14 protein-coding genes are annotated in these 17,476 nt (G+C 72.1%); 3 read left to right on the top strand and 11 right to left on the bottom strand.

Annotation, left to right across the window (positions count from 1 at the left end; genetic code table 11):
• Window positions 1–81: 81 nt before the first annotated feature.
• The 7 genes from EFE23_RS18270 to hemL all read right to left on the bottom strand — a co-directional run bounded on the left by EFE23_RS18270 (window position 82) and on the right by hemL (window position 6,614).
• On the bottom strand, window positions 82–324 hold the full coding sequence (locus EFE23_RS18270) for a carboxymuconolactone decarboxylase family protein (RefSeq protein WP_233601049.1): 243 nt from the start codon (window positions 322–324) through the stop codon (window positions 82–84).
• A gap of 277 nt (window positions 325–601) precedes the next feature.
• The gene (ccsB, locus tag EFE23_RS18260; protein ID WP_123242151.1) at window positions 602–1,585 is read right to left on the bottom strand and encodes a c-type cytochrome biogenesis protein CcsB; all 984 of its coding nucleotides are present in this window, start codon (window positions 1,583–1,585) and stop codon (window positions 602–604) included.
• Entirely contained in the window at window positions 1,585–3,207 is a 1,623-nt protein-coding gene (gene resB, locus EFE23_RS18255) for a cytochrome c biogenesis protein ResB (protein WP_123242150.1), read from the bottom strand. The genes ccsB and resB overlap by 1 nt, the downstream gene beginning before the upstream one ends.
• The gene (locus tag EFE23_RS18250; RefSeq protein WP_123242149.1) at window positions 3,207–4,058 is read right to left on the bottom strand and encodes a cytochrome c biogenesis CcdA family protein; all 852 of its coding nucleotides are present in this window, start codon (window positions 4,056–4,058) and stop codon (window positions 3,207–3,209) included. Before EFE23_RS18250 ends, resB begins: the two co-directional genes overlap by 1 nt.
• Complete coding sequence (locus tag EFE23_RS18245) at window positions 4,058–4,624, bottom strand: TlpA family protein disulfide reductase (RefSeq protein WP_123242148.1); 567 nt, start codon at window positions 4,622–4,624, stop codon at window positions 4,058–4,060. The genes EFE23_RS18250 and EFE23_RS18245 overlap by 1 nt, the downstream gene beginning before the upstream one ends.
• A complete protein-coding gene (locus EFE23_RS18240; protein WP_123242147.1) occupies window positions 4,624–5,271 on the bottom strand; it encodes a histidine phosphatase family protein in 648 nt (215 codons plus the stop codon). Before EFE23_RS18240 ends, EFE23_RS18245 begins: the two co-directional genes overlap by 1 nt.
• A gap of 5 nt (window positions 5,272–5,276) precedes the next feature.
• A complete protein-coding gene (gene hemL, locus EFE23_RS18235) occupies window positions 5,277–6,614 on the bottom strand; it encodes a glutamate-1-semialdehyde 2,1-aminomutase (protein WP_123242146.1) in 1,338 nt (445 codons plus the stop codon).
• A 151-nt stretch (window positions 6,615–6,765) separates the two neighbouring features.
• Between hemL and EFE23_RS18230 the strand changes: the two genes are divergently transcribed.
• Window positions 6,766–7,098 carry an STAS domain-containing protein gene (locus EFE23_RS18230; RefSeq protein WP_123242145.1) on the top strand — a complete coding sequence of 111 codons (333 nt, stop codon included), beginning with the start codon at window positions 6,766–6,768 and terminating at the stop codon, window positions 7,096–7,098.
• Between the two features lie 112 nt (window positions 7,099–7,210).
• On the opposite strand, the gene EFE23_RS18225 is transcribed toward EFE23_RS18230, so the two are convergent.
• A complete protein-coding gene (locus EFE23_RS18225; protein WP_123242144.1) occupies window positions 7,211–8,803 on the bottom strand; it encodes an ABC transporter permease in 1,593 nt (530 codons plus the stop codon).
• The gene (locus EFE23_RS18220; protein ID WP_123242143.1) at window positions 8,800–9,702 is read right to left on the bottom strand and encodes an ABC transporter ATP-binding protein; all 903 of its coding nucleotides are present in this window, start codon (window positions 9,700–9,702) and stop codon (window positions 8,800–8,802) included. The genes EFE23_RS18225 and EFE23_RS18220 overlap by 4 nt, the downstream gene beginning before the upstream one ends.
• A gap of 67 nt (window positions 9,703–9,769) precedes the next feature.
• On the opposite strand from EFE23_RS18220, the gene EFE23_RS18215 reads away from it, so the two are divergent.
• On the top strand, window positions 9,770–10,291 hold the full coding sequence (locus EFE23_RS18215) for a GbsR/MarR family transcriptional regulator (protein ID WP_123242142.1): 522 nt from the start codon (window positions 9,770–9,772) through the stop codon (window positions 10,289–10,291).
• 3 nt (window positions 10,292–10,294) lie between these two features.
• On the opposite strand, the gene EFE23_RS18210 is transcribed toward EFE23_RS18215, so the two are convergent.
• Window positions 10,295–10,852 carry a response regulator gene (locus EFE23_RS18210; protein ID WP_123242141.1) on the bottom strand — a complete coding sequence of 186 codons (558 nt, stop codon included), beginning with the start codon at window positions 10,850–10,852 and terminating at the stop codon, window positions 10,295–10,297.
• Entirely contained in the window at window positions 10,849–15,201 is a 4,353-nt protein-coding gene (locus tag EFE23_RS18205) for a hybrid sensor histidine kinase/response regulator (protein WP_123242154.1), read from the bottom strand. The genes EFE23_RS18210 and EFE23_RS18205 overlap by 4 nt, the downstream gene beginning before the upstream one ends.
• A gap of 178 nt (window positions 15,202–15,379) precedes the next feature.
• Between EFE23_RS18205 and EFE23_RS18200 the strand changes: the two genes are divergently transcribed.
• Entirely contained in the window at window positions 15,380–17,449 is a 2,070-nt protein-coding gene (locus EFE23_RS18200) for a SpoIIE family protein phosphatase (RefSeq protein WP_123242140.1), read from the top strand.
• Window positions 17,450–17,476: the final 27 nt, after the last annotated feature.

Genomic DNA, 17,476 nt, shown 5'->3' with positions numbered 1-17,476 from the left:
TAGTTGCCCCCTGCGACAACCACTGTCCACAAAGCAGGCAATGACGATCGGAGCGCCCTCACCAGCCAAGGCCCTTGCCATTTACAGGCAGGCGGCGGGCTCCCAGGCGTACGCGGCCAGCGGCGCATCGATCGGCGCGGCGGTGAGCCGGTCGGCGAAGGTGGGGATGGTGTACGTCCCGACGCCGAGCACCACGTCCAGCGCGTGCCGGGGCTGCCACCCGGCGACGAGGAAGGCGTCGAAGTCGGCGTCCGGGACGGCGCCCCGGTGCTCGACCACGGCGAGGGTGAACCGGCGCAGCGCCTCCAGCCGCGCGTCGGGCAACTCCGCGCCGGCCCGCAGGACGTCGACCAGTCCTCGGCCCCGACCGGGTAGCGGCGGTCGAGGACGACCTGCGTACCGTCGCCCAGCCGAACTTCTTCCGCCTCGACGTCCCCGGCTGGTTCGGCACCTGACCCGTCAGGATCGTCCGCGCCTCGACGACCTGCCTCGCCGCGCCCGGCTACGACTCGATGGTGGCAGCTCAGCGACCCGACACGCCGGAGCGACGACAGCTGAGCTGCCACCGATCACGGATTGGGTGGGAAGCGATGAACGGGGATCAGTTGACGCCGGCGTACGAGTGCAGGCCGGTGAAGAAGAAGTTGACCCCGAACAGGTTCATCAGCATGGTCAGGAAGCCCAGGATCGAGATCCAGGTGGCCACGTTGCGCTTGATGCTCGGGGTGGCCCGGGCGTGCAGGTAGCCGGCGTAGACCACCCAGGAGATGAACGCCCAGGTCTCCTTCGGGTCCCAGCCCCAGGCCCGACCCCAGGCGGCCTCGGCCCAGATCGCCCCGGCGATCACCGCGAAGGTGAAGATCGGGAAGGCGAAGGCGTGCAGCATGAAGGTCAGCCGCTCCAGGCCGGCCGCCGCCGGCAGCCGGCGGGCCAGGGTGTACGGGAAGCTCCGCTTGCCCTGCTCCCAACCGGAGCGCATCAGGTACGACGCGGCCGGCACCACGCCCAGCAGGAAGATGCCGGAGGCGAAGATGATCGTCGACACGTGGATGACGAACCAGTACGACTTCAGCGCCGGCATCAGCGGCGTGACCTGCACATAGAGCTTCAGCTCGGCGAACGCCAGCAGCAGCACCATGACCAGGGTCAGGAACAGCCCGAGCCGGCGCAGCTGCGGCTGCCTCCAGAGCACCGCGAGCCAGGCGGCGACCCCGATGAAGGTGACCGTCAGCACGAACTCGTACATGTTGCCCCAGGGCATCCGCTCGGCGGCGATGCCCCGGGTGACCACCGCGCCGAGGTGCAGCGCGGCGGCGACCACGGTCACCCACGCGGCGATCCGCCCGGCCAGCGCGGCCCGGGCACCCGAGCGGCCGGGCCGGGTCTCCACCGGTACGGCCACCGGCTCCCCGGCGGTCCCGCCGGCGCCGCCGACGCCCGCGCCGACCAACTCCCGGGCCGGGGCGGCGGCCTTGGTGGACACCGCGCGGGCGTTGCCGAGCGCGTACTCGACGGCGTGGCTGATCATGGCGACCAGGTACGCCAGGATCGCGTACGTGACCAGCTGGTCGGAGAGTGCGGACATCACTCGTCTCCTTCTCGCGCCCGCCGGACGTCCCGCCCGTCGTCGCTCACCGCGGCGACGAGCTGCGCGAACTCGTCGGCGAACCCCGGATGCTCGGTGCGCGGCAGCCCACCGGCCTCCACCAAACTACTACCGCTCGTCGGAGATCCGCCCTCGGGGGGCGAAACCCGGAACCAGACCCGCCGCCGCCGGGCGAAGAGCGAGCCCATCAGGCCGAGCAGCAGCGTCCCGCTGGCGACCAGCAGCAGCGTCTGCCCGGGGGCGTACCGGACCGAGATGGTGATGTACGGCTGGGTGCCGACGAACTCCAGCGTGCTGCCGTCGTCCAGGGTCCACTTCTCGCCGAGGCCCAGCTTCTTGTCGCCGATCTGCTTCAGCTTGCCGTTGTCGATCTGCCGCTGGTCGAGCTTGTAGACCGACCCCGGGATGCCGGCGTCCAGCCCGAGGTTGCCCCGGTACGCGACCAGCACCACCGCCGGGTTGCGCTCCTCGGGGAACCGGGAGGAGACGAAGGGCGGGCTGTCCGGGGCGGTGGGCAGGTAGAGCCCGTCGAAGGCGACCTGCTGGTCGGCGGCGCGCCGGCCGGTCTTCGGGTCGACGTTCGCGTCCGGGAAGGCGGCGACGCCCTCCTCCGTCGCGTTCGGGTCGCCGGTCCGCAGGAAGGGCGCCGTACTGGTCTGGGTGCGGCCGTACCGGTCGGTGTACTTCAGGATCGGCGCGTACCCGTTGCCGAGCAGGTAGACGTTGGCCGGGCCGAGCCGCAGCGGCGAGTTGACCGAGAAGCCGGCGGTCCGGGTCGGCGCGTCGGCCAGGTGGTCCACGGTCACCGTGGCCCAGTAGTGCGACGCCTGGCCGGAGGGCAGGTACTCCGCCTCGAACTTCTCCAGCGTGAGGCAGAACGGCGGCAGGTCGGCGCTGTCCACCCGAGGGCCGAGGGTCGCCTCGGCGTACTGCTGGCGGGTGTTGCAGAAGGCATTCTCGTCACCCGACACCAGGATCCGGTTGCCGTGCCAGCCGTACCAGGAGCCGACCGCGACGCCGAGCAGGACGGCGACCAGCGAGACGTGGAAGAGCAGGTTGCCGGTCTCCTTGAGGTAGCCCTTCTCGGCGGAGACCTCGTCGCCGCGGACCACCACCCGCCAGCGGCGACGGCGCAGCACCGCCGCGATCGCCTCGGCGTCGGCGGCGGCCGGCGCCTCCAGCACCGCGTGCTGTGGCAGCCGGTCGAGCCGCTTCGGCGCGGCCGGCGGCCGCATCCGCAGCGCCCGGACGTGGTCGCGGGCCCGGGGCAGGATGCAGCCGACCAGCGAGGTGAAGAGCAGCAGGTAGATCGCGGAGAACCAGACCGAGCCGAAGACCTCGAACATGCCGAGCTGGTCGAGCCGCGGCGCGAGGTCCGGGTGGTCGACGAACCACTGGTTGACCTTCTCCGGGTTGATCCCGCGCTGCGGCAGCACCGAACCGGGAATGGCGGCGACCGCGAGCAGGAAGAGCAGGATCAAGGCCGTACGCATGCTGGTGAGCTGCCGCCAGGAGTTGCGCAGCAGGGCCAGCACCGGGTTGACCCGTCGCCGGGGCGCCTCGGCCGGCGGGCTGGCCGGCCGGTCGTCCACGGTCGTCATCAGATGCTCACCTCGCCCACGCCCACATGCGTCTGCAACCAGATCACGAAGTCCTGCCAGCCGCCGGTGACCAGCGCCAGGCCGATCAGGATCAGCAGCGCGCCGCCGATCCGGGTCACCCAGCGGCTGTTGCGCCGTACGGCGCGGAAGACCCCGAGCAGGCGGTGGAAGCCCAGCCCGAAGACGACGAACGGTACCCCCAGCCCGAGGCAGTACGCCACGGCGAGCAGCACCGCGCGGTCGGTCCGCCCGTCGACGGTGGCCATGCCGAGCACCGCGCCGAGGGTCGGGCCGGTGCACGGCATCCAGCTGAGCGCGAAGACCGCGCCGAGCACGGGGGCGCCGAGCAGGCCGGCGGCGGGCAGCCGGTGGATCCGGAACTCCCGCTGCATCCCGGGAACCACCCCGAGGTAGCCGAGCCCGAGCAGCACGACCAGCGCGCCGATGACGACCTCCAGCGTGCGCTCGTGCTGGAACAAGAGCTTGCCGACGCCGGAGAAGAGGATCGCGGTGGCGGTGAACACCACGGTGAAGCCGGCGATGAACAGCATCGTGCCGGCCAGCACCCGCCCCTTCACCGCGACCGCGCCGCGCGCCTGCGGGAGCGCCGCGACGGCCACGCCCCCGCCGCTGGAGGCGTTAGCAGGGGGCCCCTCCTCTACCTGAGGCGTTAACAGGGGGCCCTTCCTTTCCAGGTCGGCGCCGGCGAGCCCGGTGACGTACGAGAGGTAGCCGGGCATCAGCGGCAGCACGCACGGGGAGAGGAAGCTGACCAGCCCGGCGAGCGCCGCGGCGCCGACCGCGAGCAGCAGCGGACCGGACTCGGCGAGCTGGCGGAAGGTTTCGCCCATCAGCGGGACGCCGGCTCTTCGGCCGCGATCTTCTCGACGATCGGGCGCAGCTCCTCCCGGGTCACCGCGGCCCGGATCACCGTGGCGGTCCGGCCTTCGCGGTCGAGCACGACCGTGGCGGGGATGGTGTTCGGCGGGATGTCCAGGGCCAGCGCCAGCCGGCTCGCCGGGTCGAAGAGGCTCGGGTAGGTGATCCGCCCCTCCTCGAAGGCGAGCGCCTTGTCCTTGCTGTCCTGCACGTTGATGCCGAGGAAGGTCACCCCGGACGCCTTGGTCGCCTGGTAGGTGGCCTCCAGGTCGTCCGCCTCGGCGCGGCAGGGGGCGCACCAGGAACCCCAGAAGTTGACCACCACGACCTTGCCCCGGTCCTGGGCGACGTCGTACCGCCCACCGGTGAGCAGGTCACCGGCGAGCGCCGGGGCCTTCGACCGCTGGTCGGGAGCGCACTGGATGATGCCGTTCTTGTCCGAGCAGCGGCTCTCCTGGCTCCCGGAGGTGCAACCGGCCAGCGCCGTACCGGCGGTGACGGCGGTGAGCAGGGCGGCGACGAGCCTCCGGGTGAGCATCAGGCCCCCTTGGCCGTCCGGGCGGTCGGTGAGATCGCGATCAGGTGGGCGGCCGGCTCGGAGTATCCGATGCCGGCGATCTTGGCGCCGTCGAAGTGGAACGAGGTGAGGCTGGCCAGGCCGCACTGCCGCCGGCGCGGGTCGTGCCAGAGCCGCTTGCGCTCCACGTAGCGGCGCAGGGTCCAGATCGGGAGCTGGTGCGAGACGAGCACCGCTTCGCGCCCCTCGGCGGCCACCCGGGCGGCGTGCAGCGCCGCGAACATCCGTTCGGCGATGGCCCGGTACGCCTCACCCCAGGACGGGGTGACCGGGTCGCGCAGCACCCACCAGTTGCGCGGGTCGCGGAACGAGCCGTCGCCCGGCGAGACCTTCTTGCCCTCGAACCAGTTGGCGCTCTCGATCAGCCGTTCGTCCACGCCGACCGGGAGCCCGAACTGGGCGGCGATCGGCTCGGCGGTCTGCTGGGCGCGTTCCAGCGGGCTGGCCACCACATGCACCACGGTCCGCTCGGCGAGCGCCTGGGCGGCGGCCTTGGCCATCTGGACGCCCAGCTCGGAGAGGCGGAAACCGGGCAGCCGGCCGTAGAGGATGCCGTCCGGGTTGTACACCTCGCCGTGCCGCAGCACGTGGACCACCGTCTCGCTCATCAGGTCTACCCCCCGTGTCCCGCCGCTGCCGCTGCCCTCGCCGCGACCGGGAGGGCGGCGGCGATCTGCTCCAGGGCGGCGTCGTCGATCGCCGCCGAGACGAACCACGACTCGAACGCGCTCGGCGGCAGGTAGACGCCGGCGGCGAGCATCGCGTGGAAGAACGCCTTGAACGCGGGCACCTGCTGGGTGCGGGCGCTGTCGTAGTCGACCACCTCGGCGTCGGTGAAGAAGATCGAGAACATGTTGCCCGCGTACGACAGCCGGTGCGGCACCCCGGCGGCGGCCAGCTCGTCGGCGGCGAGCTTGCCCACGACGGCGGCCGTCTCGTCGAGCCGGCGGTAGAGGGCGTCGTCGGCCAGCCGCAGCGTGGCCAGGCCGGCGGCGCAGGCGAGGGGGTTACCGGAGAGGGTGCCGGCCTGGTAGACCGGGCCGGCCGGGGCCAGCTTCGCCATGATCTCCGCCCGGCCGCCGAACGCCGCGGCGGGCAGGCCACCCCCCATGACCTTCCCGTACGTCCACAGGTCGGCGTCGGAGGCGTCGAGGCCGTGCCAGCCGGCGCGGGAGACCCGGAACCCGGTCATCACCTCGTCGACGATGAGCAGCGCGCCGTGCGCGTGGGCGATCCGGGCGAGCTGCTGGTTGAACCCGTCGCGCGGGGCGATCACGCCCATGTTGCCGGCGGCCGCCTCGGTGATGACGGCGGCGATGTGCGGGCCCTCGGCGGCGAAGACCTCCTCCACCGCGCGGAGGTCGTTGTACGGCAGCACGATGGTGTCGCCGGCGGCCGCGCCGGTCACACCCGGCGAGTCGGGCAGGCCGAAGGTGGCCACCCCGGAGCCGGCGGCGGCGAGCAGCGCGTCCGAGTGGCCGTGGTAGCAGCCGGAGAACTTGACGATCTTGGCGCGGCCGGTGAAGCCGCGGGCCAGCCGGATCGCCGACATGGTCGCTTCGGTGCCCGAGTTGACCAGGCGCACCTGCTCGACCGGGGTACGCGCGACGATCTCCTCGGCCAGGTCGACCTCGCCGGGGGTCGGGGTGCCGAAGCTGGTGCCGAGGGCGGCGGCGGCGCGCAGCGCCTCGACCACCTCGGGGTGGGCGTGCCCGAGGATCAGCGGACCCCAGGAGCAGACCAGGTCGACGTAGCGGCGACCGTCGGCGTCGAAGAGCCAGGGACCCTCCCCCCGGACCATGAAGCGCGGGGTGCCGCCGACGGCGCGGAACGCGCGCACGGGGGAGTTCACCCCGCCGGGCACGAGGGCCTTGGCGCGGTCGAACAGGGCCTCGGAGGCCGGTGCGTCGGCCGGGTAGCGGCCGGATCCGGCGGAAAAGGTATCGGTCACGATGCCGCCATTGTGTCAGCGCCGGACGGCTGGTCGGCAGCCACCCCGCATCGCGGGTTACCCGGCTCACGCCCCGCGGGAGCGGCCCATGATCGCCGGGCGGCCCCCGGCTCGACAGGCCGGGTGGTCGAGATCGCGATAGGCTGACGCGGTGGATCGTGCCGAACTGTCCATCACGGTGCACCGGACGGGCGACGAAGCAGTGCTTCGCCTTGCCGGTGAGATCGACATGCTCACGGCCGCCCAGCTCTCGACAGTCGTCAATGAGGTGCTGGCCGATCCGCCACCGCGTATCGTGCTCGACCTGGCCGGGGTGACCTTCTGCGACTCCCAGGGTCTCGGCACCCTGGTGGTGCTCAGCCGCAAGGCCAGCCACGCCCAGAGCCTGCTGGTGCTGAGCAACGTCGGCGACTTCCTCCTCCGCGTCCTGGACATCACCGGCCTCCGGTCGGCCCTGATGATCCGCAACGAAACCGCCCCCTGACCCCACCCCACCCCACCCCACCCCCACCCACCCGCCTCGTTGATCATGAAGTTAGCGGCGGAGTGGATCTCTTTCACTGCCGCCAACTTCATGATCGACCGAGCAGAGCGGGTCAGACCGTGGGGATGTCGCGGCGGTGGAAGGTGGTTAGGCCGATCGCGGTAAGGGCTAGGGCCAGGGCGGTTTGGAGCCAGAGCGGGGTCGGGCTCCAGCTGTCCCGCAGGACCTGCGGGGTGTGCGTGAACGGGGAGAGGTCCAGCAGCCACTGGTCGAGCTCGAGCACCGCGCCGAGCTGGCCGAGCAGCACGCAGACCGACAGCAGCGCCCAGGCCACCGGCGCGAGGCGCGGGGCCAGCCCGTAGAGCAGCACCGCCACGCCGGCCAGCACCCAGGCCGCCGGCAGTTGGGCCAGCCCGGCACCGGCCATCCGGGGCAGCTCGCGGGCCAGGTCGTGGGTGCTGATCCCGTACGTGAGGCCCGTCGCCAGGCCGGTCACCACGAGCACCACCGCCGGACCGAGCAGCGCGAACACCACGTGTGACAGCAACCAGGCGGAGCGTCGGGTCTCGGTGGCGAGCAGCGGCTCGGCCCGCCCGGCGGCCTCCTCCGCGCGCATCCGCAGCGCGGCCTGGATGCCGTAGCCGGCCGCCGCCCACCCGGCCAGGCCGAGGGTGGCCCCCAGGTACGCGTCGGACAGGCCGGCGGCCCCGCCGATCTTGGCCATGATCTGCTCCAGCTGCGGGTTCCCCGCCACCGAACGGCCGGCGGCCTTCGCGGCACCGCCCAGGATCAGCCCGAGCAGCCCGAAGCCGACCGACCACCAGAGGATCTGCCCCCGGTGCAGTCGCCAGGCCAGGCCGAACGGTCCGGCGAGGGCCGAACCGGCGGTGGGCCGCCCGAGCCGGGGCGGCAGCAGCCCGGCGCCCAGGTCGCGACGCACCGACAGCGGGTACGCGGCCGCGGCGAACAGCGCCGCCACCAGCACCGGCAGCGCCAGCACCCACCAGCGCTCCCCCTCGTACGCGCGGATCCGCGGCGCCCAGCCGAGCGGGGAGAGCCAGCTCGGCCAGTCGTGCGTGGCGGTGTCGCCGACCATCCGGAGCGCGAAGGCGGCCCCGAGCACGGCGATCCCGGTCCCCCGCGCCCCGCCCGCGGTCTCGGTGAGCTGGGCGGCCAGCCCGCCGACCGTGGCGAACACGATGCCGGTCAGCGCGGTGGCGAGGCCGTACGCGTACGAGCCGGCGGCGGGCAGCCCGGCGGCGACCAGCCCGGCGGCGCTGAGCAGGCCGAGCAGCACGTCGGCCGCGTACGTCACGAGCAGCGCGGCGGTCAGTCCGGCATGCCGGCCCAGCACCGAGCCGCCGAGCAGTTCCCGGCGACCGGCCTCCTCCTCGGTGCGGGTGTGCCGGACCACCGTGAGCAGGCTGGCCAGCGCGACGATCACCAGCAGGAAGCCGGCGCGCTGGGCGGTCAGCGCGCCCACGCTGTCGCCGTAGAGCGGGCCGAGCAGCGCGACGATCGACGGGTTGCGGCCGGTGCCGGTGGCGTACGCCGCCCGCTCCGCCTCGGTGGGGAAGAACTCGAAGAAGCTCTTCGCGTAGGTCATCGGCAGCACGGCCAGGACCAGCACCCAGAGCGGGAGCAGGAAGCGGTCCCGGCGCAGGATCAGCCGGACCAGGTGACGGGTGCCGGTGAGCGTGCTCATGCGGACACCTCGGCCGGGGCCGTCTCGTAGTGCCGCAGGAACAGCTCCTCCAGCGTGGGCGGCTTGCTGACCAGGCTGCGTACGCCCAGCTCGGTGAGGCGGCGCAGGGCGGTGTCCAGCGCGGCGCCGTCCACGTCGAAGCGCACCCGGTTCCCGTCGACCCGCAGGTCGTGCACGCCGGGCAGGTCGGCCAGCCCGTCCAGCGGGGCGGCCAGCTCGGCGTCGATCGAGGTGCGGTGCAGGTGGCGCAGCTCGCCGAGGGTGCCGGACTCCACGGCCCGGCCGTTGCGGATGATCGTCACCCGGTCGCAGAGCGCCTCCACCTCGGCCAGGATGTGGCTGGACAGCAGCACGGTGCGACCGTCCTGCTTGGCCCGGTGCACCCAGTGCTGGAAGACCTCCTCCATCAGCGGGTCGAGCCCGGAGGTCGGCTCGTCGAGGATCAGCAGCTCGACGTCGGAGGCGAGCGCGGCGACCAGGCCGACCTTCTGCCGGTTGCCCTTGGAGTAGGTTCGGCCCTTCTTGCGCGGATCCAGTTCGAAGGACTCCAGTAGCTCGGCGCGGCGCTTCGGGTCGAGCCCGCCGCGCATCCGGCCGAGCAGGTCGATCACCTCGCCGCCGCTCAGGGTGGGCCAGAGGGTGACGTCGCCGGGGACGTACGCCAGCCGGCGGTGCAGGGCGACGGCGTCCCGCCAGGGGTCACCGCCGAGCAGTCGGACGGCCCCCGCGTCCGCCCGCAACAGGCCGAGCAGCACCCGGATGGTGGTGGACTTGCCCGAGCCGTTCGGGCCGAGGAACCCGTGCACCTCGCCGGCACGCACGGCCAGGTCGAGTCCGTCCAGCGCGCGAGTCCGGCCGAAGGTCTTCACCAGGCCGGACACCTCAATGGGAGTTTCCATACTTCGGAAGCTACGCTCGTTTCATAAACTTGTGAAGACAGTGAGATCTGAGAGACGATCAGGTGTGATGAGCGAGACGACGACGGGCAACGAGCCGCACCGCCGGGACGAGGAAGAGGTCCACCTCTTCGTCGAACGGATGGCGATGGCGTTCGCCGACGTCGGCTTCCCCCGGATGGCCGGCCGGGTGCTGTTCACCGTGATGAGCGCGGACCAGCCGCTCACCGCCGCCGAGATCGGCGAGCGGCTCGGGGTCAGCGCCGCCGCCGTCTCCGGCGCGGTCCGCTACCTGACCCAGTTCGGCATGCTGGTCCGGGAGCCGGTCAAGGGGTCCCGGCGGGACCACTACCGGATGCCGGACAACCCCTGGTACGAGGCCACCATCACCAAGACCGGCCTCTACAAGAACTTCATCGACATCGCCAACGGCGGGGTCGACGCGCTGCTCGGGCGGACGACCCCGGCCGGCGAGCGGGTGGCCGAGATGCGGGACTTCTTCCTCTTCGTACAGGAGGAGATCGACGCCCTCGGCGAGCGGTGGCGGGCCCGACGAGCCGCGACCGGGCACGGCCGGCCGGCCGACGCCTGACGGTCAGGGCGTGTTGCCCCAGCGCGCCTGCTCCAGGATGTCCACCGCGCGGTCCCGGGCCTCCGGGCTGTCGTCCCCGCGCAGCAGGCCGGTCGCCTCGTCCACCGCGTCGGTGAGCAGCCGCCACTGGGTGTCCCGCTCCCGCACCAGGTCGGACTGGGCGGCCAGCTGCCGGGTCTTCACCCACAGCTCCACGAAGACCGACACCTTGGCCCGCAGCACCCACGGGTCGAACGGCTTGGTCAGGTAGTCCACCGCCCCGACCGCGTAGCCGCGCAGGGCCAGCTGGGCGTCCTTGTCCGCCGCGGTGAGGAAGATGATCGGTACGTGGCGGGTCCGCTCCCGCCGCTTGATGTGGGTGGCGGTCTCGAAGCCGTCCATGTCCGGCATCTGGGCGTCCAGCAGGATCACCGCGAAGTCGTCGACCAGGAGCTGCTTCAGCGCCGCCTCGCCGCTCTCCACCGCGACCGACTGCACCGGAAGCCCCTGGAGGATCGCCTCCAGGGCCATCAGGTTCTCCCGCCGGTCGTCGACCAGCAGCGCCTTGGCCGTCTGGGTCACGAAGTCTCCTCGCCTCGGCTCCGGCTGACCCAGGACGCCATCAGCTCGATCAGCTCGTCCAGGTCCACCGGCTTGGTGATGTAGTCGCTGCCGCCGGCCGCGATCGCCGACTCCCGGTCACCGGGCATCGCCTTCGCGGTCAGGAAGACGATCGGCAGGTCCGCGAAGCGGTGGTTGCGCCGGATCTGCCGGGTCGTCTCGTATCCGTCCTGGTCCGGCATCATCGCGTCCATCAGCACGATGTCCACCTCCGGATGCTCGGCCAACTGGCGGACACCGTCCGCCCCGTTGTCCGAGTACAACACGGTCATCCCGTGAAGTTCCAACGCGGAGGTCAGGGCGAAGACGTTCCGGACGTCGTCGTCGACGATCAGGACCGTCACACCCTCCAGCCGCCGGGTCGCCGGCGTCTCCGCCGGCTGGGGCAGCTCCATCGGCATCAGCAGGGACGACGGCAGGCCCGCACGCTGCGGCGACGGGGGCGCTGGCGCGACCACCGCGTCCGGCGCCAGCACGTCCGGTACGAAGAGGGTGAAGGTCGACCCCTGCCCGGGCGCCGACGAGACGGTGATCGTGCCGCCGAGCAGGCGGGCCAGGTCCCGGCTGATCGACAGGCCCAGCCCGGTGCCCCCGTACCGCCGGCTGGTGGTGCCGTCGGCCTGCTGGAACGCCTCGAAGATCAGCGAGAGCTTGTCGTCCGAGACGCCGATGCCGGTGTCGATCACGGTGAACGCGACCACGTGCCGGGCGTTGGTCAGCGCCGGCACGTCGAAGACCGCGTTCTCGGCGGCCGGGGCGATCCGCAGTGTCACCGCGCCGTGGTCGGTGAACTTGACCGCGTTGGAGAGCAGGTTGCGCAGGATCTGCTGCAGCCGCTGGGCGTCGGTGACCAGCGCCGCCGGCAGGTCCTTGCTGATCCGCACCTGGAAGTCGAGGCCCTTCTCCTCGGCCTGCGGGGCGAACGCCTGCTCCACGTAGCCGCGGATCTCGGCGAACCGGACCTCGGTCGGCTCCACGTCCATCCGGCCCGCCTCGATCTTGGAGAGGTCGAGGATGTCGTCGATCAGCGAGAGCAGGTCGGAGCCGGCGCTGTGGATCGTCCGGGCGAACTCGATCTGCTTCGGGGTCAGGTTCTGCTCCGGGTTCTCGGCCAGCAGCCGGGCCAGCAGCAGCAGCGAGTTCAACGGCGTACGCAGCTCGTGGCTCATGTTCGCCAGGAACTCCGACTTGTACGCCGACGCGCGGGTGAGCTGCTGCGCCTTCTCCTCCAGGCCGAGCCGGGCCAGCTCGATCTCCCGGTTCTGCGTCTCGATGTTCGTCTTCTGCTCCGACAGCAGCCGGGCCTTGTCCTCCAGCTCGGCGTTGGTGCGCTGAAGTTCCGCCGACTGCTCCTGGAGTTCGTGCGCCAGCCGCTGCGACTGGGCCAGCAGCTCCTCCGTACGCCGGTTGGCCTGAATGGTGTTGACCGCGACGCCGATGGTCAGGACCAGCCGCTCCAGGAACGCCAGGTGCAGCTCGGAGAAGGTGGTCACCCCGGCGAACTCGATCACCCCGAGCAGCTCGCCCTCGAAGAGCACCGGCAGCACCACCAGGTCGGCGGGGGGTGTCTCGGCCAGCCCGGAGCGCAGCACCAGGCGACCGTCGGGCTGGGTGTTGACCCGGATGGTCCGCCGGGAGAGCGCCGCCTGCCCGACCAGGCCCTCGCCCGGACCGAACGTCACGTCGTGCCCGCGGGCCACGTACCCGTAGGAGGCGGTGAGCCGCAGCCGCACGCTCCCCTCGGAGCTGTCCACCAGGAAGAACGCGCCGAGCTGCGCGTCGACCAGCGGCGTCACCTCCATCATGATCATGCGGCAGACCTCGCCGAGGTCCCGCTGGCCCTGGAGCAGGCCGCCGATCCGGGCCAGGTTGGAGTCCAGCCAGCCCTGCTCGGCGTTCTTCTTGGTCGTCTCCCGGAGGGTGACGATCATCTGGTTGATGTTGTCCTTCAGCTCGGCGACCTCGCCCTGCGCCTTGACCGCGATCCGCTGGGTCAGGTCGCCCCGGGTCACCGAGGTGGAGACCTGCGCGATGGCCCGCAGCTGGGTGGTGAGGGTCGAGGCGAGCTGGTTGACGTTCTCGGTGAGGTCCCGCCAGGTGCCGGAGACCCCCTTCACCTGCGCCTGGCCGCCGAGCTTGCCCTCGGTACCCACCTCACGGGCCACCCGGGTCACCTCGTCGGCGAACGAGGAAAGCTGGTCCACCATCGTGTTCACGGTGTTCTTCAGCTCCAGGATCTCGCCCTGCGCGTCCACCGTGATCTTCTGCGACAGGTCGCCCTTGGCCACGGCGGTGGTCACGGAGGCGATGTTCCGCACCTGGCCGGTGAGGTTCGACGCCATCGAGTTCACGTTGTCGGTGAGGTCCCGCCAGGTGCCGGAGACCCCCTTCACCTGCGCCTGGCCGCCGAGCTTGCCCTCGGTACCCACCTCACGGGCCACCCGGGTCACCTCGTCGGCGAACGAGGAGAGCTGGTCCACCATCGTGTTCACGGTGTTCTTCAGCTCCAGGATCTCGCCCTGCGCGTCCACCGTGATCTTCTGGCTCAGGTCGCCCTTCGCCACCGCCGTGGAGACCTGGGCGATGTTCCGCACCTGACTGGTCAGGTTCGACGCCATCGAGTTCACGTTGTCGGTCAGATCGCGCCAGGTGCCCGCGACACCGCGTACCTGGGCCTGGCCGCCCAGCTTGCCCTCGGTGCCCACCTCACGGGCCACCCGGGTCACCTCGTCGGCGAACGACGAAAGCTGATCCACCATCGTGTTGACAGTTGACTTCAGCTCCAGGATCTCGCCCCGGGCGTCCACAGTGATCTTCTGGCTCAGGTCGCCCTTCGCCACCGCCGTGGTGACCGAGGCGATGTTCCGCACCTGGGACGTCAGGTTCGACGCCATCGAGTTCACGTTGTCGGTCAGGTCCCGCCAGGTGCCGGACACCCCCTTCACCTGCGCCTGACCACCGAGCTTGCCCTCGGTACCCACCTCACGGGCCACCCGGGTCACCTCGTCGGCGAACGAGGAGAGCTGATCCACCATCGTGTTCACGGTGTTCTTCAGCTCCAGGATCTCGCCCTGCGCGTCCACCGTGATCTTCTGGCTCAGGTCGCCCTTCGCGACCGCGGTGGAGACCTGCGAGATGTTGCGGACCTGGCTGGTCAGGTTGCCGGCGAGCTGGTTCACGTTCTCGGTCAGGTCACGCCAGGTGCCGGACACCCCGCGCACCTGGGCCTGACCGCCGAGCTTGCCCTCGATGCCCACCTCACGGGCCACCCGGGTCACCTCGTCCGCGAACGAGGAGAGCTGATCCACCATCGTGTTCACGGTGTCCTTCAGCTCCAGGATCTCGCCCTGGGCCGCCACGGTGATCTTCTGGGAGAGATCGCCCCGCGCCACCGCCGTGGAGACCTGGGCGATGTTGCGGACCTGGCTGGTCAGGTTCGACGCCATCGAGTTGACGCTGTCGGTCAGGTCCTTCCAGGTGCCCGCGACGTTCGGCACGTCGGCCTGGCCGCCGAGCTTGCCCTCGGTGCCCACCTCACGGGCCACCCGGGTCACCTGCTCGGCGAAGAGCCGCAGGGTGTCGGTGAGCGAGTTCATCGTGTCGGCCAGCTCGGCCACCTCGCCCCGCGCCCCGACGGTGATCTTCTGCGACAGGTCGCCCTTGGCCACCGCCGTCGCCACCTGGGAGATCGACCGCACCTGGCCGGTGAGGTTCGACGCCATGGTGTTCACCGAGTCGGTGAGGTCCTTCCAGGTGCCGGCCGCCCCGCGTACGTCGGCCTGGCCGCCCAGCTTGCCCTCGGTGCCCACCTCACGGGCCACCCGGGTCACCTCGTCGGCGAACGAGGAGAGCTGGTCGACCATGGTGTTGACGGTGCGGCCGATGCGCAGGTACTCACCGCGCAGCGGGCGGCCGTCGATCTCCAGCGCCATGTGCTGGGAGAGGTCGCCGTCGGCCACCGCCACGATGACCCGGGCGATCTCCGTGGTGGGTCGCCCCAGATCGTCGATCAGCGAGTTGACCGCCCGCTGGCCCTCCGCCCACGAACCGTCCAGGCCCTCGTCGTCGAGGCGCTCGGTGAGCCGGCCGTCCCGGCCGACGATCCGGCTGATCCGACGCAGGTCCAGGTGCTGCCGCTCCTGGAGCGACGCCACATCGTTGAAGGCGTCGGCCACCTCGCCGGCCAGGCCGGCCCGCCGGGGCAGCCGGACCCGGAGGTCGCCGCGACGTACCCGTCGCAGTGCCTCCACCAGCTCGCCGAGGAGCAGCTCGTGGTCGTCCGCGGCTACCGACTGTTTCGCCGTGGTCATCATTCCTCGCTCAGCTCGGGGCCCACCGGCTCGTGCCGACACGCGGCCATCCCATCATTCTGCCCGCCTCACGTCGAGGCGACGACCTGCCTGAGCACGCCACGCCGCGGTCCCGCCCCGCCCGGCGCGATCGGTGGACCGCTTGGCACCCGGGGTGGCGGCGGTGGAGGATACGGAGGTGTCAGCGGAGGAGGAGCCGGCGATGAACGCCGGCTCGGACGAGCACGTCCGCCGGGTCCGGCTCCCCGCCGACCGGCGTACGCCCGCCGCCGCCCGCGCCCTGGTCCGGTCCGTGCTCGCCGAAGCCGGGCTGTCCGGCCTGGCCAACGAGGCGCTGCTGCTCACCACCGAACTCACCACCAACGCCGTCGAACACGCGCGCACCGAACTGGACATCGAGGTCGAAGCGGACGATACGGGACTGACCGTGACGGTCACCGACTTCGCCTCCGGACCGGTCGAGGAGCTGGTGGTCGGCGTGCGCAACGACGCCTCGGACCTCACCGAGGTGGCCGAGCGCGGGCGGGGCCTGCTGCTGGTCGACCACTTCGCCTCCCGGTGGGGCACCACGTACCTGCCCACCGGGAAGGGGGTCTGGTTCCGGCTCGACCGGTCCGACCGGCCCCGGTCCGCCGGGCCGGCCGCGGTCGATCGCCGTCCGCCGGCCGCCGGCGTGGACGCCACCGGGGAGAGCGCCCCGAGCGCCGCCGCGATGAGCGAGCTGATGCAGACCAACCCCGATCCGTACGCGGACGACCCGCTGCCGGAGTTCGCCGCCGAGCTGCTGATGCGGCTCGCCGAGATGGTGGGCGCGGCCGGCGGCGTGATCCGGCTGGACCGGGGCGACGGGCAGGGCGCCCAGGTGCTCGCCCGGTACGGCCGGCACCCTCGGGAGGGCAGCGACCTGCTCCGGGTGCCGCTCGCCGTGCACCGCCCGTACGCGGGCGAGCTGGAGCTGGACGCCGCCCCCTCGGCGTACGCCCGGCCGCTGGCCGTACTGGCCGCCGAGCGGCTCTCGCTGCACCTGGAGAACGACCGGCTGCGCCGGGCGGACATCCGCCGCTCGGCCTGGCTGACCTTCCTCGCCGAGGCGAGTGAGCTGCTCGCGCAGTCCCTCGACGTCGAGCTGACCATGGCGCTCGTCCCGCAGCTGGTGGTGCCCCGGCTCGGCCAATGGTGCGCGGTGCACACCACCGACGAGTGGGGCCGGCTCCGGCTGGCCGCGGCCAGCCACGCGGACGAGGCGATGCTGCCGCAGCTGCACCGGGTGCTCCGGGAGACCGGGCCGGACTCGATCCAGGCCCGGCTGCGGGAGGCGTCGCGGAGCGCGGCGCAGGTGCCGCTGAGCGGGCCGATGGAGGGCTTCGCCGTGCCGCTGATCGCGCGCGGGCAGCGGCTCGGCACCCTCGCCGTCGGCCGCCACCAGCGGCACCGACACGACCCGGACGAGGTCTCGGTGCTGGAGGACGTGGCCCGCCGGGCCGCGCTGGCCATCGAGAACGCCCGGATCCACGCCGAGCGGCGCCGGGTGGCCCAGACCCTGCAGAAGTCGCTGCTGCCGCCGGTGCTCCCGGTGGTCGAGGGCATCGGCTTCGCCGCCGAGTACGTGCCCACCGGGGACGACGCCGAGGTCGGCGGCGACTTCTACGACGTGGTGCCGCTCCCGGACGGCCGCTGGCTGGTGGTCATCGGGGACGTCTCCGGCAAGGGCGTGCAGGCGGCGGCGGTCACCGGCCTGGTGCGGGACGTGATCCGGGTGCTCGTCGGCGACGGCAAGCCGCTGCCGGAGGTGCTGGTCCGGCTGAACGAGACGCTGGTCGAACGGGGTGGCGGCCGGTACTGCACGCTCGCGCTGGCGGCGGTCGGGCCGGGCGAGGAAGGGCAGCTCGACATCTCGCTGCACCTGGCCGGGCACGACCGGCCCGTACTGTTGCGGGGCGGGGGCGGGGCCCGCTTCGTCGGCACCGGCGGTACGGCGCTCGGCCTGCTCGACTCGATCGCCACGCCCACGGCGGACATCCCGCTCGGGCCGGGCGACGCGCTGATCTTCTACACCGACGGGGTCACCGAGCGGCGACGCGGCCGGGAACTCTTCGGCACCGACCGGCTGCGCGAGTCGGCGGCCCCGCTCGCCGGCTATTCCGCGGACGTGGTGGCGGCCCGCCTGCGCGCCACCGCGATCGGCTTCTCGGTCGAGCCCCCACGCGACGACATAGCCATCCTGGTCCTCCGCAACGAATCCCTCTAACCCCACCCCGGCCCACCCCCCGGCCCT

The organism is Micromonospora solifontis (genome assembly GCF_003725545.1).
GTDB lineage: Bacteria > Actinomycetota > Actinomycetes > Mycobacteriales > Micromonosporaceae > Micromonospora > Micromonospora solifontis.
The sequence above is the reverse complement of the archived record's forward strand: the minus strand, read 5'-3'. Positions and strand labels throughout refer to the sequence as shown.